The organism is Novosphingobium resinovorum, assembly GCF_027922145.1.
Lineage (GTDB): Bacteria > Pseudomonadota > Alphaproteobacteria > Sphingomonadales > Sphingomonadaceae > Novosphingobium > Novosphingobium resinovorum.
In genome coordinates, this window is sequence record NZ_BSFC01000024.1 from 71,058 (window position 1) to 95,296 (window position 24,239).

The 24,239-nt window shown below is 65.9% G+C and carries 23 protein-coding genes and 1 tRNA gene; 11 read left to right on the top strand and 13 right to left on the bottom strand.

All coding sequences use genetic code 11. The features are described from left to right. Positions 1-11: 11 nt before the first annotated feature. The 7 genes from trpC to PKE80_RS15275 are packed head-to-tail and all read right to left on the bottom strand — an operon-like array spanning position 12 to position 7,215. Positions 12-803 carry an indole-3-glycerol phosphate synthase TrpC gene (trpC, locus tag PKE80_RS15245; RefSeq protein ID WP_271183234.1) on the bottom strand — a complete coding sequence of 264 codons (792 nt, stop codon included), beginning with the start codon at positions 801-803 and terminating at the stop codon, positions 12-14. 10 nt (positions 804-813) lie between these two features. After that, positions 814-1,806: an anthranilate phosphoribosyltransferase gene (gene trpD, locus PKE80_RS15250; RefSeq protein ID WP_271183235.1), complete on the bottom strand. Its 993-nt coding sequence runs from the start codon at positions 1,804-1,806 to the stop codon at positions 814-816. Then, positions 1,803-2,399 carry an anthranilate synthase component II gene (locus tag PKE80_RS15255; RefSeq protein ID WP_008833029.1) on the bottom strand — a complete coding sequence of 199 codons (597 nt, stop codon included), beginning with the start codon at positions 2,397-2,399 and terminating at the stop codon, positions 1,803-1,805. Before PKE80_RS15255 ends, trpD begins: the two co-directional genes overlap by 4 nt. Continuing rightward, entirely contained in the window at positions 2,396-3,187 is a 792-nt protein-coding gene (locus PKE80_RS15260; RefSeq protein ID WP_271183236.1) for a phosphodiester glycosidase family protein, read from the bottom strand. Before PKE80_RS15260 ends, PKE80_RS15255 begins: the two co-directional genes overlap by 4 nt. Then, complete coding sequence (locus PKE80_RS15265) at positions 3,181-3,735, bottom strand: YcxB family protein (protein WP_271183237.1); 555 nt, start codon at positions 3,733-3,735, stop codon at positions 3,181-3,183. The genes PKE80_RS15260 and PKE80_RS15265 overlap by 7 nt, the downstream gene beginning before the upstream one ends. Next, positions 3,732-5,243 carry an anthranilate synthase component I family protein gene (locus PKE80_RS15270; RefSeq protein WP_271183238.1) on the bottom strand — a complete coding sequence of 504 codons (1,512 nt, stop codon included), beginning with the start codon at positions 5,241-5,243 and terminating at the stop codon, positions 3,732-3,734. Before PKE80_RS15270 ends, PKE80_RS15265 begins: the two co-directional genes overlap by 4 nt. A gap of 22 nt (positions 5,244-5,265) precedes the next feature. Beyond that, entirely contained in the window at positions 5,266-7,215 is a 1,950-nt protein-coding gene (locus PKE80_RS15275) for a peptidylprolyl isomerase (protein ID WP_271183239.1), read from the bottom strand. Between the two features lie 328 nt (positions 7,216-7,543). On the opposite strand from PKE80_RS15275, the gene tpiA reads away from it, so the two are divergent. The 3 genes from tpiA to pyrG all read left to right on the top strand — a co-directional run bounded on the left by tpiA (position 7,544) and on the right by pyrG (position 10,612). After that, the gene (tpiA, locus tag PKE80_RS15280; RefSeq protein ID WP_271183240.1) at positions 7,544-8,299 is read left to right on the top strand and encodes a triose-phosphate isomerase; all 756 of its coding nucleotides are present in this window, start codon (positions 7,544-7,546) and stop codon (positions 8,297-8,299) included. Between the two features lie 128 nt (positions 8,300-8,427). Next, positions 8,428-8,835, top strand: a complete 408-nt coding sequence (gene secG, locus PKE80_RS15285; RefSeq protein WP_271183241.1) for a preprotein translocase subunit SecG — start codon at positions 8,428-8,430, stop codon at positions 8,833-8,835. Between the two features lie 142 nt (positions 8,836-8,977). Further along, positions 8,978-10,612, top strand: coding sequence for a CTP synthase (gene pyrG / locus PKE80_RS15290; protein WP_271183242.1), 1,635 nt, complete (start codon positions 8,978-8,980; stop codon positions 10,610-10,612). 147 nt (positions 10,613-10,759) lie between these two features. Here pyrG and PKE80_RS15295 read toward each other — a convergent pair whose 3' ends face one another. Both PKE80_RS15295 and PKE80_RS15300 read right to left on the bottom strand, forming a co-directional pair. Continuing rightward, positions 10,760-11,695, bottom strand: a complete 936-nt coding sequence (locus tag PKE80_RS15295) for an AEC family transporter (protein WP_271183243.1) — start codon at positions 11,693-11,695, stop codon at positions 10,760-10,762. Positions 11,696-11,891: 196 nt separating this feature from the next. Further along, positions 11,892-12,359: an Hsp20 family protein gene (locus PKE80_RS15300; protein WP_271183244.1), complete on the bottom strand. Its 468-nt coding sequence runs from the start codon at positions 12,357-12,359 to the stop codon at positions 11,892-11,894. 150 nt (positions 12,360-12,509) lie between these two features. Between PKE80_RS15300 and grxC the strand changes: the two genes are divergently transcribed. The 4 genes from grxC to PKE80_RS15320 all read left to right on the top strand — a co-directional run bounded on the left by grxC (position 12,510) and on the right by PKE80_RS15320 (position 14,227). Then, positions 12,510-12,773, top strand: a complete 264-nt coding sequence (gene grxC / locus PKE80_RS15305; RefSeq protein WP_271183245.1) for a glutaredoxin 3 — start codon at positions 12,510-12,512, stop codon at positions 12,771-12,773. Between the two features lie 4 nt (positions 12,774-12,777). Beyond that, positions 12,778-13,617, top strand: a complete 840-nt coding sequence (locus PKE80_RS15310; RefSeq protein WP_271183246.1) for a carbon-nitrogen hydrolase family protein — start codon at positions 12,778-12,780, stop codon at positions 13,615-13,617. Beyond that, positions 13,614-14,111: a DUF1178 family protein gene (locus PKE80_RS15315; RefSeq protein WP_271183247.1), complete on the top strand. Its 498-nt coding sequence runs from the start codon at positions 13,614-13,616 to the stop codon at positions 14,109-14,111. The genes PKE80_RS15310 and PKE80_RS15315 overlap by 4 nt, the downstream gene beginning before the upstream one ends. A 39-nt stretch (positions 14,112-14,150) precedes the next feature. Continuing rightward, positions 14,151-14,227: transfer RNA gene (locus tag PKE80_RS15320), tRNA-Arg, on the top strand. Positions 14,228-14,412: 185 nt separating this feature from the next. On the opposite strand, the gene PKE80_RS15325 is transcribed toward PKE80_RS15320, so the two are convergent. Next, positions 14,413-15,468 (bottom strand): NAD(P)-dependent alcohol dehydrogenase, encoded by a 1,056-nt coding sequence (locus tag PKE80_RS15325; RefSeq protein ID WP_271183248.1) that lies wholly within the window; start codon positions 15,466-15,468, stop codon positions 14,413-14,415. Between the two features lie 349 nt (positions 15,469-15,817). Here PKE80_RS15325 and PKE80_RS15330 point away from each other — a divergent pair, with 349 nt between their 5' ends. The 3 genes from PKE80_RS15330 (at position 15,818) to PKE80_RS15340 (ending at position 19,501) form a co-directional block, all read left to right on the top strand. Beyond that, positions 15,818-17,218, top strand: coding sequence for a M20/M25/M40 family metallo-hydrolase (locus tag PKE80_RS15330; protein WP_271183522.1), 1,401 nt, complete (start codon positions 15,818-15,820; stop codon positions 17,216-17,218). Positions 17,219-17,241: 23 nt separating this feature from the next. Further along, on the top strand, positions 17,242-18,501 hold the full coding sequence (locus tag PKE80_RS15335; protein ID WP_271183249.1) for a Xaa-Pro dipeptidase: 1,260 nt from the start codon (positions 17,242-17,244) through the stop codon (positions 18,499-18,501). Positions 18,502-18,577: 76 nt separating this feature from the next. Then, positions 18,578-19,501: a calcium-binding protein gene (locus PKE80_RS15340; RefSeq protein WP_271183250.1), complete on the top strand. Its 924-nt coding sequence runs from the start codon at positions 18,578-18,580 to the stop codon at positions 19,499-19,501. A gap of 3 nt (positions 19,502-19,504) precedes the next feature. On the opposite strand, the gene PKE80_RS15345 is transcribed toward PKE80_RS15340, so the two are convergent. Next, the gene (locus PKE80_RS15345; RefSeq protein ID WP_271183251.1) at positions 19,505-21,130 is read right to left on the bottom strand and encodes a phytoene desaturase family protein; all 1,626 of its coding nucleotides are present in this window, start codon (positions 21,128-21,130) and stop codon (positions 19,505-19,507) included. Next, positions 21,127-22,296 carry an aromatic ring-hydroxylating oxygenase subunit alpha gene (locus PKE80_RS15350; RefSeq protein WP_271183252.1) on the bottom strand — a complete coding sequence of 390 codons (1,170 nt, stop codon included), beginning with the start codon at positions 22,294-22,296 and terminating at the stop codon, positions 21,127-21,129. The genes PKE80_RS15345 and PKE80_RS15350 overlap by 4 nt, the downstream gene beginning before the upstream one ends. Positions 22,297-22,332: 36 nt before the next feature. On the opposite strand from PKE80_RS15350, the gene PKE80_RS15355 reads away from it, so the two are divergent. After that, positions 22,333-22,926: a TetR family transcriptional regulator C-terminal domain-containing protein gene (locus PKE80_RS15355; protein ID WP_271183253.1), complete on the top strand. Its 594-nt coding sequence runs from the start codon at positions 22,333-22,335 to the stop codon at positions 22,924-22,926. On the opposite strand, the gene PKE80_RS15360 is transcribed toward PKE80_RS15355, so the two are convergent. After that, the gene (locus PKE80_RS15360; RefSeq protein ID WP_271183254.1) at positions 22,923-24,233 is read right to left on the bottom strand and encodes an APC family permease; all 1,311 of its coding nucleotides are present in this window, start codon (positions 24,231-24,233) and stop codon (positions 22,923-22,925) included. The two genes, PKE80_RS15355 and PKE80_RS15360, sit on opposite strands and share 4 nt — an antisense overlap. Positions 24,234-24,239: the final 6 nt, after the last annotated feature.

The following is a 24,239-nucleotide window of genomic DNA, read 5'->3' on the forward strand; positions in this document are numbered from 1 at the left end:
CCCCATGGGCATTACGTTCCGGTGAGAAGGGCGCGCGTCGCCGCTTCTATATCATTTTTGCGCATCAGGCTTTCGCCCACCAGGAAGGTGCGGGCACCGCAAGATGACAGGCGCTCCAGGTCGGCGTGGACGTTTATCCCGCTTTCGCTGACCAGCAAGGTGCCTTCGGGCGCCTGCGGGGCCAGTCGCTCAGTGGTCGCGATGTCGGTAGCGAAGCGCCGCAGATCACGATTGTTCACACCGATAAGACGTGATTTCAAAAGGCTTGCACGTTCCATCTCATGTTCATTGTGAACTTCGACCAGGCAGTCGAGACCGCGCTCGATAGCCGCGGATTCGATTTCCGCCATCAACACGTCGTCCAGCGCAGCGACGATGATGAGGATGGCATCCGCACCGATCGCGCGCGCTTCCGCCACCTGCCATGGATCGACCATGAAGTCCTTGCGGATGATCGGAAGGTTACAGGCGGCACGGGCCTCGACGAGGAAATCCTCATGTCCCTGAAAATAGGGAGCGTCGGTCAGCACGGACAAGCATGCGGCACCGCCTCTCTCGTAGGCGACAGCATGTTCTGCGGGGCGAAAATCGCTTCTGATCAGTCCCTTGGAGGGTGAAGCTTTTTTGATTTCCGCGATGAGCGCATAGCCCGTTTCCGCCTTGGCGCGTAACGCAGCTTCAAAACCGCGAGGATGCGTCTGCGCGGCGGCGCGCGCATCGAGGTCCGCTATGGTAGCGAGAGCCTTGCGGGCGGCGACTTCCTTGCGCTTGGTGTCGCAGATTTCAATGAGCTTGTCGGACATCAGTTCCTCGTCACGCGCGGGTTGCCGCGATCCAGCAGTCGAGCAGAGCCTTGGCCAAGCCCTTGTCGATCGTTTCTGCCGCTTCTTCGACGCCCTCGGTCCAGCTATCGACTTCGCCTGCCACGAGAAGGGCACCTGCGGCGTTGAGTAGAACGGCGTCGCGGTAGGCGCCGGGCGCGCCCATCAGCAGATCGTTGAGCGCGCGGGCATTGTAGGCTGGGTCACCGCCGCGAATGGCGTCGACCGAAGCCAGCGGGAGGCCGGCATCCTGGGGGGCGACGCGCCGCATGGACAGTTCATGGCCGCGAATCTCGGCGACTTCGTTGCCGCCTGCGAGGCTCAACTCGTCGAGGCCCTCGTCGCCGGAAATGACCATCGAGTGCTCGGTGCCAAGCCGCAGCAGGGCATCGGCGTAGATCGGCACGTAGGCCGGGCGTGCGATGCCGACTAGCTGGCGCGAGACTTGCGCCGGGTTCGCCAGCGGCCCCATCAGGTTGAAGATCGTGCGGCGGCCTAGCGACTTGCGCAGCGGCATCAGCCGACCCATCGTCGGGTGGTGGCGCGCGGCGAACAGGAAGCCGATGCCGATTTCGGCGAGCGTGGATTCTGCAGTCTCGACGGCGCGGTCGAGGTTCAGCCCCATCGCTTCGAGGGTATCGGCGGCGCCCGCTTTGGAACTGGCAGCGCGGTTACCATGCTTGGCGACGGGGACGCCCGCAGCCGCGACCACCAGAGAAACGGCGGTCGAGACGTTGAGGGTGTGGAAGCCGTCGCCGCCGGTGCCGCAGACGTCGATGGCGCCTGCGGGCGCCTTCACCGGGATCATCCGCTCACGCATGGCGCGAGCCGCGCCCGCGATTTCGCTGGCGGTCTCGCCGCGATCCGACAAGGCGACGAGGAACTCGGCGATTTCGGATTCGGGCATTTCGCCGTCGAGGATTGCGGCGAAGGCTGCTTGGGCCTCGTCCTCGGCGATCGGGTGGAGAGGGTCGGGAAGGGTCATGCGCTCAGCCGTTCCGGCAGTTTGGCCTCGATACCGCAAGTGCGCAGGAAGTTCGCGAGCATGGCATGGCCGTGCTGGGTGGCGATGCTTTCCGGATGGAACTGGACGCCGTGGATCGGCAGGCTCGCATGGCGGAAGCCCATGACATGGCCGTCGTCCGAGCGGGCGTTCACCACCAGCGTCTCGGGAATGTCCTCGACGATCAGCGAGTGATAGCGCGTCGCGGTGAAGGGCGAGGGCAGCCCGGCGAAGACTCCGGTGCCGTCATGCGTGACCGGCGAGGTCTTGCCGTGCATCAGGCCACCGCGCACGACCTTGCCGCCGAAATACTGGCCGATCGACTGATGGCCGAGGCACACGCCGAGGAGCGGCATCCCCGCATCCGCCGCCGCGCCGACGAGGTCGAGGCTGATGCCAGCCTCGTTGGGGGTGCAGGGGCCGGGCGATATCAGGAAGCCTTTCGCGCCGCTGGAAATGGCCTGGCCTGCGCTGAGCGCGTCGTTGCGCACGACCTCCACTTCGGCGCCCAGTTCCATCACGTAATGGACCAGGTTCCAGGTGAAGCTGTCGTAATTGTCGATGACGAGGATCATGACTTCGCCTTTGCGCTTTTCTCGACGACGATCAAGGGGCCGAGCGGAGGGCCGCCGTCGACGCGGCCATGCTCGGGGTCCCAGAGCGAGGATACGCTGCCGTCGAGGAACAGCGCATTGTCGCATTTCAGGGCGTCGCGGAAATAGCGCGCGAGCTTGCCGAAGGATACCGGCTCGTCGGAAATGACGAAGTGGGCGCGGCCCTTGTCATCGATGCCGACGCCGTTGCGCAGTTTCAGCGACTTGCCGTCCTCGTCGATCTTGGGATGCAGCTTGCCGGAGATGACCAGCATCGGCCCGGACTGGGTGCCGAAGTCGGGACGGTCGGTGACGGACTTTGCGAAGTCGTCGCTGGCGCGGACATGCCAGTTACCCGCTGCGTCTCCGTAGAAGACGCCGTTGGGGCTGAGGTGGAAGTTGCCCCAGCCTTCGTTGGTGTTTAGCGCGTGCTGCTTCTCGCCGTTCTCGACGTAGTAGCCGATCGGCTTGCCATCGGCGTCGAACATGCCGCCGTTCATCGCGAAGGCAACTTCGTGGCTGCGCGCCGGGCGGTCCACCGCGAGTTGCGAGAGGCTGCGATACGGCGCGCCGCCCTTGGGGCCGAGGACGGTGTGGATGGTGTGACGACCCGGCACGGCGGTGCAGTGCGTGAAGCTGGCACCCTCGAAGCTCGCGCCCTGGCATGGCGGCGGGGGCGGGGCCGAGGGCTTGGCGGCGGGTTCTTCGGAGGAGCAGGCGGCGAGGAAGATCAAGGCAGGCGCCGTCACGCAGTGGCGCAGGCTCACCATCGTGATTTCACGCCGTTCGCGGTAAGGCTCTGCCGCAGGGCCTCCAGCGTGCCGGTTGCGATCTGGTACTTGGGAAAGGCGTAGTACATCTGGCTGGTACGCAGCAGAAGGAGCATGTGTTCGTCCTCCCACCATCTGACGAGATCCGACCATTCGTGGGTACTGGTGCCGAACCGGTTGGAAATTTCAAGCCTGTCTGGGCCGAAATCGACCGTGGTGCGGACGCCATCGATCTTGAGTTCGCGGTAGGCCTTGCGTGCGCTACGGGGAAGGCGCCAGAAGATGAGGATTAGTAATATCAACCCGACCAAAGCCGCTGCCGAGAGGAGGCCAAGGGCTATGTTCCGGATCAATACGATCGGATCGATAATTCCTGCATCCACAATATCGGGAATGGCGAAGAGTAGGGCATAGAAAAGGGCGATGGCACCTCCGACCCGCAGTGCTCCCCTCCACAACCAGTTGCGGCGCAGGAACAGCCGATTGGATGCGAGATAGTCTTCGAACGACAGGGTAAATGCGAAGCTGTCGTTCGTCGCTGAAGTCACTGCCCGAACCCGGGTTCCCCGGCGACGCGGATCGCTTCGCGTGCGGCGGCGAAGAGGGCGCCGCTCTTGGCTTCGCATTCGCGCTGTTCGTAGGCCGGGTCGCTGTCCGCCACGATGCCCGCACCCGCCTGCACGTGCAGGACACCGTCTTTGAGCAACCCGGTGCGCAGGACGATGCAGCTGTCCACCGAGCCGTCCGGCGCGAAGTAGCCGACGCCGCCCGCGTAAGGGCCGCGCGTCTCGGGCTCCAGTTCGGCGATGACCTCGCAGGCACGGACCTTGGGCGCGCCCGAGACGGTGCCTGCTGGGAACCCCGCGAAGACCGCGTCGATGGCATCGTGCTTCGCGGTGTCGAGCTGGCCGACCACGTTCGAGACGATGTGCATGACGTGGCTGTAGCGCTCGATTGTGTAGCTGTCGGTGACCTCGACGGTGCCTGCAGCGGCGACGCGGCCGACGTCGTTGCGGCCGAGGTCGAGCAGCATCAGGTGCTCGGCGCGTTCCTTGGGATCGGCGAGGAGGCCGGCTTCGTTGGCCTTGTCCTCGGCCGGGCTGGCGCCGCGCGGACGGGTGCCCGCGATCGGGCGGATGGTGACTTCGCCGTCACGCACGCGCACCAGGATTTCCGGGCTGGAGCCGACCAGCGCGAAGCCGGGCAGGTCGAGGAAATAGAGGAACGGCGAGGGGTTCACGCGCCGCAGGCTGCGGTAGAGCGCCAGCGGCGGGAGCGGGAATTCGCAAGTGAAGCGCTGGGCCAGCACGACCTGGAAAATGTCGCCCGCCTCGATGTAGTCCTTCGCGCGCAGGGCCATCGCCTTGTAGTCTTCCGGCGCGACGACGGGCGTGCGCACCGGCTCGGCGAGATCGGTGGCGACGGGCACGACGGGTGCAGGGGCGGCGAGGCGGCGCAGGGCTTCGTCGATGCGCTCGGCGGCGCGGTCGACGGCCAGAGCGGCGTCACCCGTTTCCGGCCACACCGGCGCAACGCAGAACAGTTCGTCCGATAGCCGGTCGAAGATCAGGATCAGCGACGGGCGCACGAACAGCATGTCGGGCACTTCGAGAGGGCTTTGCGGCGCGCGCGGCAGCTTCTCGACAAGGCCGATCGTCTCGTAGCCGAAGTAGCCGACGAGGCAGGCGAGAGCCTTGGGCAGCGCGACCGGAACCTCGCAGCGGCAGGTCTCGACCAGCGCGCGCAGTTCGGCGAGGGTGCCGCCGCCGAGCGGTGCGAACGCCTCGCGGTCGGCCTGCCATGCGCGGTTGATCTCGCAGGCCTCGCCGCTCGCGCGGAACACGAGGTCCGGGTCGAGGCCGAGCAGGCTGTAGCGCCCGCGCGTCTCGCCGCCTTCGACCGATTCGAGCAGGAAGTCGCCGCGCCCGTCCTCGATCAGCTTGAGGGCGGCGCCAACCGGCGTCTCTGTGTCGGCGACGAGCTTGCGCCAGACCAGCGCGGGTTTGCCCTGCGCCAGCTGCTCAAGCGTCGCCTTGCGATCGAATTCGCGCTCCATTGCTGCCACCCCTCGCTTCGGCTCAGTTGGCGGCGGCGGTGCCGGCGAGCTGGTCGCGCACGGCGGTGATGGCATCGTCGTGACGCTTCACGCCGACGTCCTTGCGCATCGCGGCACCGAGCGCGGAGGCGTAGCTCTGGCCGAGCTGCTGGCCGAGTTCGGTCTGGGCACGGCGGATCATGTCGGGCGAATCGATCGTGGCGGGCACGATGTCCTTGAGCTGGACGACGAACCAGCCGCGCTCACCTTCGGCCGACTGCACCTTCACGGTGTTCTTGGCCATGTGGAACATCAGCGAGACCGGCGGCGGCACCTGACGGCCCGACTGCAGCGCGGCGGCCAGGGTCGGGCGCGACATCGAGACCTGCTGCGGCGCGGGCAGCTTTTTGCCCGAGGCAGCCATGACCTGCTCGATCGACTGGCCCTTGCGGATCGCGGCCTGCATCTTGAGCGCGGCGGCCTTGGCGGCCTTCGAACCGGCGTCGATGGCCCAGGCGAGCTTCACGTCGTTCTGGATCTGCGCCAGCGGAGCCGGGGCGGACGCCTGGATGTCGGTGACGTCGTAGATCGCGAAGGACTTGCCCTTTTCGATCTCGGCGACCTGCGGCTGTTCCTGGCCCATTTCGAACGCGGTCTTGAGGAGCGGCTGCAATTCGGCGGGCATCGTTTCGCCGGGCTTCATGTAGACTTGCCCATCAGCGGTCAGTGACGGGGTCTGCTTGACCTCGGCGCCGAGCGACTTGGCGACTTCGGCGAGGTTGGAGCCGCCCGAAAGCTGCGCGTCGATCTTCGAGAAGGCGTCGCTGTAGGACTTGCGGGTCTTTTCCTCGGCGATCTGCTTGGTGAGGTCACCCTTCACTTCGGCAAGGGTCTTGGCCGGGGTCTTGATCTCCTCGTCGACGCGGATGACGTGCCAGCCGAGCACGCTCTTCTGCGGTGCGGCCAGCTTGCCGACCGGCGCGGCGAAGACGGCCTGCGCGACGGCGGCCGAGAACTGGCGCGAGAGATCCACGCGGCTGAACGATTCGAGCTTCGCGGCGGACAGGCCCTTTTCCGAAGCGGCGGCTTCGAGCGATTTGCCCTTCTCGACTTCGGCGACGATGGCCTTGGCGGCCGGCTCGGTCGGCACGACCAGCTGCGTGATGCGGCGATCGTCCTTGGCGGCATAGGTGGCCTTGTTCGCCTCGAAGCGCGCGGCGATCTCGGCGTCGGTCGGTGCGGCCGGGGCCGGGATCTTGTCGGCGCTGACGAGCGCATAGCGGATCGTGCGACGCTCGGGGCGGACGAACTGGCCGGTGTGCGCCTTGTAGAAGGTGGTGAGTTCGGCCTGGGTCGGCTGCTTGTCGGGCGCGAAGAGCAGCGAGGGCAGGGCGACCACGGTGCCGCTGCGGGTCTCGCTGAGCAGCGAGGCGTAACGCTTCGCGGCATATTCGGACATGACCGAGCCGATCTGCGCGGGCACGACCAGTTCCTGCGCGATCATGTTCTTGCGAATGTCCTCGCGCAGGGCCTGTTCGGAGAGGCCCTGCTGGGCGAGGGCTTGGCGGAACACGTTCTGGTCGAACTTGCCGTCGACGCCCTGGAACGCGGGGATCTGCGTCAGTTCGCTGTCGACGAGGCGGTCGCTGAGGACAACGCCGTGCTTCTCGCCGTAGACGGCGAAAGCGACGCCGTCGATCAGGCTGTCCAGCACCTGCTGGAGGCCGCCCTCGGCGATCAGCTGCTTCATCGTCGCGGTCGGGCTCTGCTGCTTGACCCGCTCGAGGCCGCGCTTGGCGCCGAGGCTGAGTTCGTCGGTGGTCACCTTTTCGCCGCCGACAGTGGCGACGGCAACTCCGGGAGCCGCGCTGCCGGACCCGCCGAGGCCCGCGATATCGCCACTGGCGAACGCGAGGGCGATGAGGCCGAGAACGACGAGGCCGACGATCGCGCCGACCTTGGACTTCAGAAACGAGCGGAAGAAATGGAGCATGAACCGTGCCGATCAGCAGAATATTGGCGCGAAACGGTGAGGCTTCGCATGTAAACGGCGCAGGCTTTAGGGGGCCTTCGCGCATCCTGCAATGCCGCTTGCGCAAGCCTTGGGCAAAAGCCGCGAGGTGGCATTACTACGACACCGGTGGAGAATCCCGGCGCTTAACCATCCATGAATTTTGACAAGCGATGCTCTGGTGCCCTAGCTGCCCGGCGACAGCGACGACCTGATTCCCGGTTCCGCGGCAACGGCATTACCGGAAATCTGCGAGGGGGACCCGCGGGGGAGTTCCCGAAGGTTCGCCGAGATCGATCAAAGGATTGAAATGGCTGGATTGCCTTACATCGTCGGAAATTGGAAAATGAACGGCACGCGCGCCATGCTGAACGAGGCGCGCGCAATCGATCGTTCCGCCCAGCGTTTCCCCAAGGTGCAGGTCGGACTGGCGCCGCCCTCGACCCTGATCTTCCGCATGCGGGACGCGGTCGAATTGATCGGCGTCGGCGGGCAGGACTGCCATGCGAAGGAAAACGGCGCTTATACGGGTGACGTTTCCGCACCGATGCTCAAGGATGCAGGCGCCGATTTCACGATCGTCGGCCATTCGGAGCGCCGTGAATACCACGGCGAAAGCGACGCGGACGTCAACGCCAAGGCGCAGGCCGCGCTTTCGGCCGGTCTGGCGGTGATCCTGTGCGTCGGCGAAACCGAGGCCCAGCGCGATGCGGGCGATGCCGAGGGCGTGGTCACCGCGCAGCTCGAAGGTTCCTGCCCCATCGTGGACGGCGCGCCGGAAAAGCTCTCGGTCGCCTATGAGCCGGTATGGGCCATCGGCACCGGCCGGGTGCCTTCGGTGGCGGACGTGGCAGCCATGCACAAGGCGATTCGCGCCAAGCTGGTCGCCATCTACGGTGATGCTGGTGCGGATGTCCGCATTCTCTACGGCGGTTCGGTTAAGGCCGACAACGCGGCCGAACTCCTTGCGGTGCCGGATGTCGGCGGCGCTCTGGTCGGCGGTGCGAGCCTGACGGCCGAGAGCTTCCTGGCGATCGTCGGCGCGGCGGCTTCGCTCGCGGAGTAAGTCCGATCCATGCGCCGTCCTGCGGGGCGGCGCAGCAATAAAGTTGCCGGGTTGCGCGCTCGCCTGCGAGCGCCTATCTGCCCGGTCAAGAAAGCGGGGTATGTCCCCGCAATAAGGCTGAGACGAAGATGTTCCTTTTCCTGACCGTGGTGCAGGCTCTGGTTGCCGCCATGCTGGTGGGCGTGATCCTGGTGCAGAAGTCCGAAGGCGGCGGCCTCGGCGTCGGCGGCAGCCCCTCGGGCCTGATGTCGGCACGGGGCGCGGCCAACTTCCTGACCCGCGCGACCGGCGTTCTGGCGACGGTCTTCGTGGTGCTGAGCATCGGTCTTGCCGCTCTCGCCGTCAATGAGACGAGCGGCCGCGACATCGACACCTCGCTCCAGCGCAACACCGCTCCTGCGCAGACCGCTCCGGTCCAGCCTGCCGATCCGCTCGGCGGCGCGGCCAACCCGGCAGCTCCGGCTGCACCCCAGCAGGGTGCGCCCGCCGGCGACTCGGTTCCGACCGATCCGCTTGGTGGTGCTGCCAAGCAGTAATCCCTGCAGGCGCTTTCGAGCGCCTCACCGTAATCGGAATGCCGTCTGGCGCAGTCAGACGGCATTTCCATGTGTTTGATCTGTGGAATGAGGCTCCGGGCGCTTGCCTGAGGGCCCCCATGCAATTTAAGGCCCGATTCCCATGGCGCGGCATATTTTCATCACCGGCGGCGTGGTCTCCTCGCTGGGCAAGGGTCTCATGGCGGCGAGCCTCGCGGCTCTGCTGCAGGCGCGTGGCTACAAGGTCCGCATTCGCAAGTTCGACCCCTACCTGAACGTCGATCCGGGCACGATGAGCCCGTACCAGCACGGCGAAGTCTTCGTGACCGACGACGGCGCCGAGACGGACCTCGACCTCGGCCACTACGAGCGCTTCACCGGCGTCTCGGGCCGCAAGGCCGACAATATCACCTCGGGTCGCATCTACCAGGACATCATCGCCAAGGAGCGCCGCGGCGACTACCTCGGCGCGACCGTGCAGGTGATCCCGCACGTCACCGACGCGATCAAGGACTTCGCGCTCACCGAGACCGAGGATCTCGACTTCGTGCTGTGCGAGATCGGCGGCACCGTCGGCGATATCGAGGGCCTGCCCTTCGTCGAGGCGATGCGCCAGCTGCGCAACGAACTCGGCCGTGAGGGCACCTGCTTCGTCCACGTCACGCTGGTCCCCTACATCGCCGCTGCCGGCGAACTGAAAACCAAGCCGACCCAGCACTCGGTGCGCGAACTGACCGGCCTCGGCATCCAGCCCGACATCCTGCTGTGCCGCTGCGACCGCGAGCTGCCCGAGAGCGAGCGCCGCAAGATCGCGCTGTTTTGCAACGTGCGCCCGCAGGCGGTTATCCAGGCGCTCGACGCGCCCAACATCTACGCCGTGCCGCTGCAGTACCACCGCGAGGGCCTCGACGCCGAAGTCCTGCACCACTTCGGCATGCTGGAATCGGCCAAGGCGCCGGTGCTTGAGCGCTGGGACGACATCACCGACCGCTACCAGAACCCCGAGGGCGAAGTGACCATCGGCGTCGTCGGCAAGTACATCGGCCTGCAGGACGCCTACAAGTCGCTGAACGAAGCGCTCGTCCACGGCGGCATGGCCAACCGCGTGAAGGTCAACGTGCGCTGGATCGACGCGGAAATCTTCGAGAAGGAAGATTCCGAGATCGCCGCCGCGCTCGAACCGATGCACGGCATCCTCGTCCCGGGCGGCTTCGGCGAGCGCGGCACCGAGGGTAAGATCGCGTCGGTCCGCTTCGCGCGTGAACGTCAGGTGCCGTTCTTCGGCATCTGCCTCGGCATGCAGATGGCCTGCATCGAGGGCGCGCGCTCGGCGGGCATTGCCAAGGCCAGCTCCACCGAATTCGGCCCGACCGAGGAACCCGTCGTCGGCATCATCACCGAGTGGATGACCGAGGACGGCCTGCAGACCCGCGCCGAGGGCGGCGACCTTGGCGGCACCATGCGCCTTGGCGCCTACACCGCCGCGCTCTCGCCCAACAGCCACGTCGCGGCGATCTACGGCTCGACCGAGATCAGCGAGCGCCACCGCCACCGCTACGAAGTCAACGGTTCGTATCGCGAGGCGCTGGAAGGCAATGGCCTGATCTTCTCCGGCATGTCGCCCGACGGCCTGCTCCCGGAGATCGTCGAGCGCCCGGACCACCCGTTCTTCGTCGGCGTGCAGTTCCACCCGGAACTCAAGTCGCGCCCGTTCGAGCCGCACCCGCTGTTCGCGGGCTTCATTGCCGCAGCGTTGCGGCAGGCCCGTCTGGTCTGAGCTGCCGGGGCTGAGCAGTTCGCGGTTCCGGATTGATTTCGGAACCGCCGCTCGTTCGCGGCAGATGCATGCGGCGCAGAACGCCTGAAGGCTCCAGTCGTAATTGCGAGCACAGCGAAGCAATGACGAAGGATGGGCCGCCTGAAGTCAGCCGATCGTCGTCAGGTAAGCCGACACCGTCATGATCGACAGCACGGTCGAGATCAGGATCACCCGCGCAGTGACGCTCGCTTCACGGCCGTAGAATTCGGCGAGCATGAAAGGCCCGGTCCCGGTCGGCAGCATCGCCAGCAGTACGGCTGCATGAAGCGCGGGGGTGTCGAGCGGAAACAGGGTCACGGCCAGCACCCAGGCCAGCAGCGGATGCACCGCCAGCTTCAGGGCGACGAGGATGGCCGTGAGCGGACCGGCGCCCGCAGCCGCCTCGCGCTTCTCGCCAAGGAACAGGCCGAGGCCGACCAATGCCGCCGGGGATGCCGCGCCGCCCAGCAATTTCAGGAAGACTTCGACGGGTCCAGGCACGGCCATCCCACTCGTCGGGAAGAAGCACGCGACGACGGGGGCGACGATGAGCGGGTTGGTCGCCAGCGACTTGCCGACTTTGGCGGCGACCCGCAACGGATGGCTGCCGACGTGGAGGCGGATCTCGATCAGCACGATCGCGCCTGCAAAGAGCACGCAGGCGACGACGATCGTGGAGATCAGCGTCAGCGTGTTGCTCCATGGCCCGAGCGCGGCGAGCAGCAGCGGGAAGCCGAGGAAGCCGGTGTTGGGATAGCTCGCGGCGAGCCCCAGCACCGGCCCATCGGCCTCGAAGCCCGAATGCCGGGCATGGGCGGCGACCGTCAGCGCGAAGATCGCCATCGTGCTGAGGGTGAACACCGCGACGAAGTGGGGTTGCCACAATTCGTGCCAGCTGGATCTGGCGACGATGTCGAACAGCAGCGCGGGCAGGGCAAGGTAGACGACGAAGCGGTTGAGTTCGCTGGTTGCCTGCGGCCCCATCACGCCGATGCGCCGAACCAGCCAGCCTGCGAAGATCAGCGAGAAGACGGGCAGGACGATCCCGAGGATCGCGGTCATGAGCAATGGTTCCGCAACATGGTCGCCGGGCTAACGACCCGCACGACGCGGCGCGAGGATTAATCGGACGGCTGCCGTGCTTTCTCTGCAATCGCGCATGCAAAAGGGTCGGCCCGGATAAACGGGCCGACCCCAAATGCCGTATCCGGTATGTCGCGCAAAGGGACGGAAAAGCGCAACGTGCGGACGACGACGGTTATGCTGCGGCGGTAGTGTCCTCACCAGTCTCGACGACGGTGAGCTTGTTGCCTCCGATGGCGACCTTCTTCGGCTTCATCGCCTCGGGCACTTCGCGCACGAGGTCGATCACGAGGAGGCCGTCGGCAAGGTCGGCGCTATCGACCCGCACGTAGTCGGCCAGTTCGAAGCGACGCTCGAACCCGCGCTGGGCGATGCCGACGTGCAGCATTTCGCCGTCGGTGGCCTCGTCGGGCTTGTGACCCTTCACGACCAGCAGGTTCGCCTGCGCGGTGATGTCGATGTCGGCCGGCTTGAAGCCCGCGACCGCGAGGGTGATGCGGTAGCCGTCCTGACTGCGCCGTTCGATGTTGAAGGGCGGGTACTTGTCGCCCGCGTTGGCGCGCGCCTGGTTCTCGATCATGTCGAAAAGGCGGTCGAAGCCGACCATGGTGCGGCGATAGGGCGAGAAATCGATACGGTTCATGACAAAAATCCTCCAATGAGCAATCTTCGTGTGATGAGGCCCGCGATGCGGCGCCTCGTTCTGTGAGCCATCCCCTTGGCGGGCCATGACTCGCATTCCTAGATATGCTAGCCGCCCCACCTTTCAAGGGGCGCTGGAATGGAGTTTGGCATGAGCCAGCCTAAGATCGAGATCTACACCAAGTGGGGCTGCCCCTACTGCGTCGCCGCCAAGTCGCTGCTGGACAAGAAGGGCGTTGCCTACGAGGAATACGACCTCACCATGGGCGGCCCCAAGCGGACCGAGATGCTGGAGCGCGTCCCCGGCGCGACGACGGTGCCGCAGATCCTGATCGACGACCGCGCCTATGGCGGTTTCGACGACATCAATGCGCTCGACCGCGAGGGCAAGCTCGATCCGGTGCTGGGGCTCTGAACACATGACCCGCGCGGCGCTCTTCCAGATGACGACCGGCATCGATCCGCAGGCCAATGCGGCCGCGATCGTCGATGCGATCGTGCAGGCGCGGGCAGGCAGCGCGGCGATGCTGTTCACGCCCGAGATGTCCGGCCTGCTCGACCGCAAGCGCGACCGCGCGCGCGCGGCGATCCGGGGCGAGGGGGACGACGTCGTCCTCGCCGCCGTGCGCGAGGCGGCGCGGCGCGAGGGCATCTGGGTCCACATGGGATCGCTGGCCATCGCGCGCGAGGATGGCAAATGGGCCAACCGGGCCTTCGTGATCGACGATGCCGGTGAAATACGCGCGCGCTACGACAAGCTGCACATGTTCGACGTAGACCTCGCCACTGGCGAGAGCTGGCGCGAATCGAACGCCTACACGGCGGGCGAGGAAGTCGTCACCGTCGAGACGCCGCTCGGGCGCCTCGGGCTGGCGATCTGCTACGACGTGCGCTTTCCGGCGCTGTTCGAGGCACTGGGCCGCGCGGGTTGCGACGTGATCGCCATTCCCGCCGCCTTCACCGTGCCTACCGGAAAGGCGCACTGGCACCTGATGCAACGCGCCCGCGCGGTCGAGGCGAGCGCTTATGTCCTGTCGGCCGCGCAAGTCGGCCGGCACGAGGACGGGCGCGAGACTTACGGCCACTCGCTGGGCATCGACCCCTGGGGCGAAGTCCTGCTCGATATGGGCGGGGCGGATGACGGTGGGAGCGCCGGGGTAGGCTTCGTCGATCTCGATCCGGCGCGGACGGCCGAAGTGCGCGCCCAGCTTCCGAGCCTTGCCAACCGCCGCGCCATCGCCGGACAGCCTGCGTCATGATCGTCTACGACCTGGAATGCCGCGAGGGCGCGCATCGTTTCGAAGGCTGGTTCAAGTCCTCGGACGACTACGTGCGCCAGCAGGAGCGCGGACTGGTTACCTGCCCGCATTGCGGCTCGGGCGATGTCGTCAAGGCCGTCCAGGCCCCGCGCCTCGCGCGCAAGGGCAATCAGCTGCCCGAAGCCGCGCCGCCCGCCCGCGCAAAGCCCCCGGCACCCGGCACGCCTGCAGCTCCCGTGGCCAACGCACCGCTGCCGCCTCAGGCCGCCGAACTGATGCAGGCCCTGGCGACGATGCAGGCCGAGGCGCTCAAGTCCTCGCGCTATGTGGGGCAGGATTTCGCCAAGGACGCCCGCGCCATGCACTATGGCGAGCGCGATGCCGAAATCATCCACGGGCAGGCAACCGCAACCGAGGCGAAGGAACTGATCGAAGAGGGGATCGGCCTGATGCCGCTGCTGTTTCCGGTCGTGCCGCCCGAGCAGGCGAACTGATTGCAAAGCCGCCACGCAGCCGCTAGGAGGCCCCGGAGTGCGCCCGTAGCTCAGCCGGATAGAGCACCAGATTCCTAATCTGGGGGCCATGGGTTCGAATCCCGTCGGGCGCACCACTCTCTCCCAGAGCGCAATGACATTGGATTGAACCCGCACGCCGTCATTGCGAGCGTAGCGAAGCAATCCAGGGCACCACTGAGCGCCCTGGATTGCTTCGCTACGCTCGCAATGACGTGCGATGTAAAGTCATCGTGGCTCGGCAAACGGCCGCCTTCTTGTGGAGGCGGCCGTTGCCTTGAAATCAGGCCGCGTCCAGCGAGGCGCTGTCGATCACGAAGCGATAGCGCACGTCGCTGCGCGTCATGCGTTCGTAGGCGTCCTCGATCTGCTGGATGTCGATCATCTCGACGTCCGAGACGATGCCGTGCTCGGCGCAGAAATCGAGCATCTCTTGCGTCTCTGCAATGCCGCCGATCAGCGAGCCCGCGATCGTCTTGCGGCCGAAGATCAGGCCGCCGACACTGGGCGAGGGGTGCGGATGCTCCGGCACGCCCAGCATGACCAGCGCGCCGTCGCGCTTGAGCAGGCCGATGTAAGTGTCGAGGTCGTGGCTCGCCGCAACCGAGTCGATGATCAGGTCGAAAGTGCCGGTGTGCGCGGCCATTTCCTCGGCCTCGCGGCTGACCACCGCGCTGTCGGCGCCGAGGTCGATCGCGTCCTTGCGCTTGGCGGGCGTCGAGGTGAAGGCGACGACTTCGGCCCCCATGGCATGCGCGATCTTGATCGCCATATGGCCGAGACCGCCGATGCCGACGACGCCGACCTTCTTGCCCGGACCGGCGTTCCAGTGACGCAGCGGCGAGTATGTGGTGATGCCCGCGCAGAGCAGCGGTGCGACGGCGGCAAGCTGCTCCGCCGGGTGGCTGATCGAGAGCACGAAGCCCTGATCGACGACGATCGCGCGCGAATAGCCGCCCATGGTGTGGCCGGGCGCGTCCGGCGTCGCACCGTTGTAGGTGCCGACGAAGCCGTTCTCGCAATACTGCTCCAGGTTGTCGTTGCACGAGCCGCAGTGGCCGCAACTGTCGACCATGCAGCCGACGCCGACGATGTCGCCCACCTTGAAGCGGCTGACTTCGCCGCCCACCGCGCTGACGGTGCCGACGATTTCGTGACCGGGAACGCAAGGGTAGAGCGTGCCGCCCCACTCGCTGCGCACGGTGTGCAGGTCCGAGTGGCATACACCGCAATAGCTGATCTCGATCGCGACGTCGCAGGGTCCCGGCTCGCGCCGTTCGATGGTCAGGGCTTCGAGAGGCTTGTCGCCCGCATGGGCGCCATAAGCGTTGACTTGCATGGAATGTCCTTGCTGTCGGAAGAAACTGGAATTGGGATCGGCCGAGATGCCGCATGTGCGAGATAGGCGCTCATCGCGCCAGCGATTAGTGCATGCTTTCTTCACGTAGCGATGAGTGATGCTCACTATGGCGCGACAACTTCACCCCCACCCCGTCATTGCGAGCGCAGCGAAGCAATCCAAGGCGGTGTAACTCTGCCCTGGATTGCTTCGCTGCGCTCGCAATGACGAAGGGTGGCGGGCGGGATTGCGCAGGCCCCGGTCGCTCGACAGGATAGCCCTCTCGCGCTCGCGGCGATTCTTTGTCGGCGCGACCGTGCAAGACACCAAGTTCAGGGGCTTCATCACGATGCGCTTTTCGATCCCGGTCCTGCTTTCTCTCGGCGCCAGCCTGCTCGCATCGAGTACCGCGCAGGCGAAAGGCCATCCCGAGGCGGAAGCGCAAGTGCTCGACCTGTCGAAGCGCGCCATCGCGCTGCGCTCGGTGCAGGGTCCGGGCAACAAGACCGGCGAAGTCGCGGCGCTGTTCCGCGATGCGCTGCTGAAAGCCGGGTGGACCGCCAGCGACATCGAGATCGTGCCGCTCGGCGACACCGCCTACCTGATCGCGACGTGGAAGGGCAGCGACCCCGGCCTCAAGCCCCTCGTCATTTCCGCGCACATGGACGTGGTCGAGGCGAAACCGGAGGACTGGGAGCGCGATCCCTTCACGCCGGTGGTGGAGAACGGCTATCTCTTCGGGCGCGGCGCCAGCGACACCAAGTTCGAGGCGGCGCTGGCGCTGTCCTCGGTGATCGAACTGCGGCGCGAAGGGTTCCGGCCGAAACGCAGCATCGTCATCGCCTATTCGGGCGACGAGGAGACGACCATGGATACCTCCAAGGTCATCGCCGAGCGGCTGAAGGGCGCGGAACTGGTGCTCAACGTCGACGGCTCCTCGGGCACGCTGTCGGAGGCGGGCAAGCCGCTCTACTGGAGCTGGCAGGGGGCCGAGAAGACTTACGTGGACTACAAGGTCGAGGTGACGAACCCCGGCGGTCACAGCTCCGCGCCACGGCCCGATAACGCGATCGTGCAACTGGCGCAGGCGATGGAACGGATCGGCGCCTATCGCTTCAAGCCCGAACTCAACGACGTGACGCGCCAGTACTGGATCGGCGCCGCGAAGATCGAGCCCGACCCCAAGCTCGCGGCGGCAATGAAGGCCTTCGTTGCCAATCCGAACGATCCGGCAGCGCTGCAGGTGCTGCGCGCCAATCCCGCGACGGTCGGGCGCGTGTCGACGACTTGCGTGCCGACGATGATCTCGGGCGGCCATGCCCAGAACGCGCTGCCGCAGAGCGCGACGGCCAACATCAACTGCCGTATCTTCCCCGGCCACACCCGGCCCGAGATCATGGCGGAACTGGAGAATGTGGCGGCGATGCCCGCGGCGAAGTTCACCGACGTGACCGGCGACGATTCGGTCGAGGCGCCCGCATCGCCGGTGCGGCCGGACTTCGTGGCGGCAGTGGGCAAGGCGGTAAAGGCGGCCTGGGGGCCGGTGCCGATCATCCCCTCGCAGTCCTCGGGTGCTTCGGACTCGATGTGGTATCGCGCGCTCGGCGTGCCGAGCTATGGCGCCAGCGCCTCGATGATCCGGGACTCCGACGAATTCGCCCATGGCCTCAACGAGCGCATCGGCCTGCTGAACATCGCGCCGGGCGTGGTCTACTACACCACCTTGCTGACGGACCTCGCGAGCAAGTGAGGGCGGCGGCGCTCGCTGCGGCTTTGGCTCCGCTGGTTCTGGCGGGGCTAAGCGTTCCGGCGAGCGCGGCATCGGTCTACGTCAGGGCAGGGCGCTTGCTCGACGTGGAGAGCGGCACTGCGAGCACCGGACAATGCGTGCTGGTCGAGGGTGAGCGGGTCGCACGGGTGGAGCCTTGCGCCGCGCCGCCGCCGGGTGCCGAAACGCTCGACTGGTCGGCCTATACCGTGCTGCCGGGCTTGATCGATCTTCATACGCACCTTGCCGATACCGGGCAGAGCGCGGATGTCGCCGCGCCGCTCAAGACCTCGCCGCAACTGACGGCGCTGATCGGCGCGCACAATGCGAAAGTGACGCTGGAGGCGGGCTTCACCACGGTGCGCGATGTCGGCACCTATCGCGGGCTGACTGACGTGGCCTTGCGTGATGCCATTGCGCAGGGGCTGGTGCCGGGGCCGCGCATGTTCGTCGCGGGTGCCTACATCACGTCGCCGGGCGGCGGCGGCGAACTCAACGGCGTCGTGCCGAACGACCAGCTTCCCGCCGACATGCGCCTCGGCGTCGTTCACAATGCCGGTGAAGCGCGCGAGAAGGCGCAGTACCTGTTCGATCACGGCGCCGACTTCATCAAGATGATCGCCACCGGCGCCGTCCTCGCCATTGGCACCGAGCCGGGACAGATCGAACTGAGCGACGACGAGATGCGCGCCGTCGTGGACGTCGCGAAGGCGCATGGCAGCTACGCGACCGCCCATGCCCACGGCACGGCGGGCATCAAGGCGGCGATCCGCTCCGGCGTACACAGCATCGAACACGCCAGCCTGATCGACGATGAGGGCCTCGCCATGGCGAAGAAGGCGGGCGTCTGGCTGGTCATGGACATCTACGACGGCGACTGGATCGACGAGCAGGGTACGCGCGAAGGCTGGCCGCAGGAATACCTGCGCAAGAACCGCGAGACGACGCAGCAGCAACGCGACGGCTTCGCCAAGGCAGTGAAGCTGGGGGTCAGGCTCGGCTTCGGGACCGACGCGGGTGTCTATCCGCATGGGCTGAACGCACGGCAGTTCGCGTACATGGTCCGCTATGGCATGACCCCGGCGCAGGCGATCCGGTCGGCGACGATCGATGCCGCCGCCCTGATCGGGCATGAGAAGGAACTGGGCTCGATCGCACCGGGCAAGTTCGCCGACATGATCGCGGTGACGGGCGATCCGCTGTCCGCTGTGCGCGTGCTGGAACAGGTTGCTTACGTGATGAAGGCCGGTGCCGTAGCGAAGTGAGCGGAATCCGCTGCTTTGCTACCCCTGAGTACCGCTTGAGTGCCGTTGAGTGCCGTTATGTAACCGGGAGGTCAGCTTGGTAGCAGCAGTGTTTTCACGCAGGCAGGTGGCGGCCGGTCTGGCGGTCTTGCCGCTGGTTCCGGCGACCGTGCACGCAGTGCCCTCGCGGCTCGACAGGGTGATGGTGCAGGGCAGGCCGCAGGATACGGGTTCGCTCTACAAGGTGCGCAACATATTGCCGGCGCTGGATAAACTTGGCGGCTTGCGGCGGATGCGATGCCGGGAGCCCTATGCCGGGACGCCCGGGTGGAATACCTACCTTGGGCTTGCCCGGCAGGGGGTGACATTCTGCCTCACCCTCTCCGGTCGGGAAATCGCAAAGACGATCGCCGACCTCAAGGCCTTCGTCATCCAGGCGCCCGGTGCGATATGGGCGGTCGAGTTCCCGAACGAGCCCGACCTCAATCCCGTGAACTACAACGGCGTGCATGATTCCCGGTTGGGATTTCGGACAGGTAATGCTCCGGTATTAATGTCCTATATCAAGGACTTCACGGCATCATTTAAGGCGGAATCCAGTCTGAAAACGATCCCCCTCATCGCGAGCAACGACTTCATGCAAGCGGAGCAGGCCCCTTTCACGACCTACGGCAATGCCCATATCTACCCCAAGCCCGCCACTGTCGTGGCGGACCGCCTGACGAGCTTCGGCGAGAAAATAGCAGTTGGTCGCCACACACACGGCGTGATTACCGAATGGGGCCGCACAACGGGCGGTGGTGCAAAAAACGTGACTTCTCCGCCGGTTTCACTGGAGCAGCAGGCCATCTTGCTCGCCTCGGATCTGGCGGCGGCCCTCGATCGCCCGTTGATCCGCGCGATCAGCATTTACGAGCTGTTTTCCTGGGCCGGGACCAGTGAGATGAACAACTTCGGCCTGTTCAACGCCGACCTGACCCCGCGACCCGCAGTCGCCGCGATCCGTGCCGTCATCGGCTGAAATTCAGCGAAAACGCCGGTACATCCCGCCGAAACCCAGCGCCATTCCGCGACTGTCGGCAATGACCTCATGGGCGCAATTATGCCCCGGAGCCCCGGTCACGCCGCCGCCGGGATGTGTTCCCGCGCCGCACATGTAGAGCCCCTTGATCGGCCCCCGATACGCGCCATGCCCCAGCACCGGCCGCGCCGACCACATCTGGTCGAGCGTCAGATTCCCGTGCATGATGTCTCCGCCGACCAGCCCGAATTTGCGCTCCAGCCCCTTGGGACTGAGCACCTGTCGTCCCAGGATCGAGGCGCGGAAGCCCGGTGCATGCGCCTCCACCGTGTCGATAATGGCATCGGCGGCCTTGTCCTCCTCCATGTCCCAGTCGCGTCCATCGGGTAGTTCGGGCGCGAATTGCTGGCAGAACAGGCTGGCGACATGCTGGCCCGGAGGGGCGAGGCTGTCGTCCACGGTAGAGGGGATCAGCATCTCGACGATAGGCTTGCGCGACCAGCCGAACTGCTTGGCGTCGATGAAGGCGCGGTCCATGTAGTCGAGGGTCGGGGCGATGATGATGCCGGACTGATGATGCTCGCCCGGTTCGGGAAGGCACGTAAATCGAGGCAGTTCGGATAGCGCCACGTTCATCCGGAACGTGCCGCTTCCCGCCTTGAAGCCCTTCATCCGGCGCCGGAAATCGGCGTCTAGGTCGGCAGCTGCGATCATCCGGTCGTAGAGCAGTTTCGGCCCGACATTGGCGATGATGCGCGGCGCCGCGATCTCCTCGCCGCTTTCCAGGCGAACGCCGGCGACCTTGCCGCTATCCACCAGCACTTGCGCGACCGGTGCCTCCAGGCTGATCTCGACGCCGAGATCGCGGCAGACCTTGGCCATGATCTGCGTGATCGCGCCCATGCCACCGACCGAGTGGCCCCAGGCCCCCTTCTTGCCGTTCACCTCGCCGAAGACATGGTGCAGCAGGACGTAGGCACTGCCGGGCGTGTCAGGCGAGGCATAGTTGCCGACCACCGCATCGAACCCGAACGCGGCCTTGACCGCCTCACTCTCGAACCAGCTGTCGAGCAAGCTGCGGGCCGACTTGGTGAACAGGTCGAGCACATCGCGCTGGGCTTCCATCGACAGGCCCGCCAGCTTGCGCCCTTGCACGGCCGCATCGACCAGCGCACGCCAGCCGCCGCCCACCTCGGGCGGGGTCCTGAGGGCAAGGTCGCGCAGCACCTCGGCGACGCCTTCGAGAGCGTCGTAATAGGCCGGGAGTACCTCGGCGTCATGGGCCGAAAAGCGGCGGAATTCCGCTTGCGTGCGCTCCAGTCCGCCGCCGAGCTTGAGGTAGCCGCCATCCTCCTGGGGCAGCAGGTTGCTGATCGGCCGCTCGATTACGCGGTAGCCGTGGTCGGCAAGGCGCATGTCGGCGATCACTTTGGGCTGCAACAGACTGACCGTGTAGCTGGCGACCGAATTGCGGAATCCCGGGTGGAATTCCTCCGTCACGGCAGCCCCGCCGACAACGTCGCGCCGCTCGAGAATGCGCACCTTGAGCCCCGCCCGGGCGAGGTAGAAGGCGCAAGTCAGGCCATTATGGCCACCGCCGATGATGAGTGCGTCGTAGCGGTCGGTCATGCGGTCCTGCTCCAGCCGGGCGCGGGGGAATGTTCGGAACGGGCGGCGGGGATGATCTGCCGCAGCCGCCTGCAGAAATGGCGCAGGCAGACCTCCTTGTCGGAGAGCGGCCCAATCGAGAAACTGCGCGAGGCCATGCCAGCCTGCACACGGGTAATGAGTGCGGTGTCTTCCGCATTTACTTCGCGGTTAATGCGCCAGTTGAGGTAGCGCGCGGCCTTCATCTCGCGCCGGTCATCGTCGAGAACGTAGCTGATCTCGCGGATCACGCTGGCGGTCGGGCTGACCGGAAGCCACTGCATGAAATCGACCTGGTCAGGATAGATGTCGAAGGCGACGTTCGGCCAGAGCTTGAAGTAAAGCCAGTGACGCTGCCGCTCCGGCGGGAGGTGCGGCACAGGCGGAAGCAAGCGCTGGTACATGCGCTCCGACCAGTTGGGAGAGGGGGCATCAATCAGGTCGCCCCACATGCGATCGACGTTCGCCTCCGCTTCGACGCCATAGCTGCGGCCAAACAGACGGGTGAGGCCGGGATGGGCGACCGGAATGTGAAGTCCGTCCGAGTAATTGTCGCCGATGTTCTTCCAGTTAACCTCACGCGGGCGCATGGTCACCCGGCCGAGCGCTTTCAGGTCATGAAAGCTATAAGGCGCGACCATATGTTCGTAAGGTGTCATCATCTGCGCCACCGTCGGGCCGCCGTCATCGACCAGCCGCACGAACACGAAGCCGCGCCATACCTCGATCTGGATGGATGACAGCCCGAGACCGGCCTTGTCGAAAACAGGGTAGCTCGCGCTGTCGGGTACGCCGGCGAGCCGGCCGTCGAGGTCGTAGGTCCATGCATGATAGGGACAGACCAGCTTTCGCGCGCAGCCGCTGGCACCGTCGACGATGCGCGAGCCGCGATGGCGGCAGACGTTGGTGAAGGCGCGCAGCACCCTGTCCGTGCCGCGCACCACCATCACGCTTTCGCCGATGTAGTCCAGGGTGTGCCAGTCGCCAGGGCTTGGAATGTCGCTCTCATGGCAGACGATCTGCCAGCTCGGGGCGAAGACGCGCTCCTTCTCGGCCTCGAAGAATTCGGTGTCGGAATAGGTCCACGCAGGCAGGCTCCAGCCTTCCAGCGGGTCGGTCATGGGGGCGTCGGCGACTTGCGTTGCCATGGCGTGCTCCTTGCTATACGATCGTATAGCAATACTATGGCCGAGCATCAATCCTTTACGCGGGAGCATCCCGACGAGCGTCGCCAGAGCCTGGTAGAAGCCACGGCGAGGTGCCTTGCCCGTCATGGCGTGGCAGGAACTTCGGTGCGGGCAATCTGCGCCGAGGCCGGGGTATCTCCGGGATTGCTGAGGCATTACTTCGCCGGTGTCGGCGATGCGATCGCCCAGGCCTATCGCTGGACCGGAAGTCGCGTGGGCGAGGCGCTGGCAGATGCCGTGGCAGCCGCGGGTGAGAATCCGCGCGCGCGGCTTCTGGCTTATCTGTCGGCGAACTTCCGGTCGCCGATCGCCGATCCGGAACTGCTCGCGACATGGCTCGCGTTCTGGAGCATGACGCCGGTGAACGACGGCATCGGCGCGTTGCACCAGCAAATCTACGGTGAGTTCAGGAACGGCATCGAGGAACTGGTCCTGGCGGTTAAGCCGGATTTGGGTGATGCTCGATTGCCGGCGGTGGCCTTGACTGCTTTGATCGACGGGCTCTGGCTGGAACTGAGCCTCGGGCAGGCGCCCTTCACGCCGGAAGAAGCGGAGGGCCTTGTCGAGAAGTGGCTCGATGCTCTGCTTTAGTCTGTGCTCTGGTCCTCGCGGCGGCTCCAAAGCCGGATCGGCAGACCCGAGACCATGAGAATGAAGCTCATTCCGCTTGCCGCGATGCCCGCACCCCACAACGCCCATAACGCATAGCCCGCGCCCAGTACGGCGAGCGGACGGCAGACCCGCAGCCTCCATGCCGCCAGTGCGCAGGCGAGATAGAGCCAGAGGGTCGCCGAAGTGGACAGCAACAGGAGGTATTCGAACAGGCCGCGCATGGAGCGCAATCCGTTCATGACCACGAAAAGCATAGTGATAGCCGTGGACACGAGAAGCGCGCGTCGCGGCGTTCCTCTTGCGTCGGTGGCCATGAACCAGCGCGGGAGCAGTCTGCGCGCTGCCATGTCCCGTGACAGTTCGGCTTCGAGCAGGGTCCAGCCGTTGAGTGCGCCGACGCAACTGACCACCGCGAAGAGCGTCACCATGGCCGCCGCCGTCCCGTTCCAGTAACGGTTGACGAACGTGGCGAACGGGGCTGGGGAGGCGGCAGCCATGCTCATCGGCAGGAGCATGGCGATGGCGGAACAGACCGCGAGGTACAGCAGGCCGGTCAGGCCCGTTCCCCAGAGGGTGGCACGGGATATGTTCGCTTCCGGATTACGAACCCGCGCCGCGACGATGCTGGCGGATTCGAAACCCAGCAATGCCCACAATGTGAGCGTTGCCGCCGCATTGATCGAGCCGGGCGAAATCGGCACGGCATCGACCGGCAGCACTTCCGCCTCGCCGCCGACAAACAGTCTTGCGGCAATGACGATCACGACAAGCAGCGGCACGATCTTGATGGCGACGGTCGCGATCTGGAAGCCTCCCGCAGTTCGCACGCCTTGCAGATTGACCAGCGTGGTCAGCCAGAGGAGCGCGATCGCTGTGAGTGCGGGCACGAATTCGGCGCTCGCGAGTGAGGGGGCTATGCTCGACATGTAGCTGACGGCGGCAACGGCGATCGTGGCTACCGCGGTCCAGATCGAAACCAGGTATATCCAACTTATGAAGAACCCGGTGGTCTGCCCGAATGCGGCCGAGACGAACCCCGAAGGACTGCCGGCTTCCGGGAATTCCCGGGTCAGGCGGGTGATCACGTAAGCCAGAACAAGAACGCCCGCCGTGGTCACGATCCATCCGACCACGGCGTTCCAGCCGAAAGGGGCCAGGCTGGCAGGCAGCAGGAAGACGCCCGAACCGATCATGTTGCCCATGACCAACGCCATGGCGGCAGAAAGCCCGAGGCGCGCCCTGCCTGCGCCGTCTATCTTTCCGGATAGGCGGGGTTCGTCTTCCACCTCTTT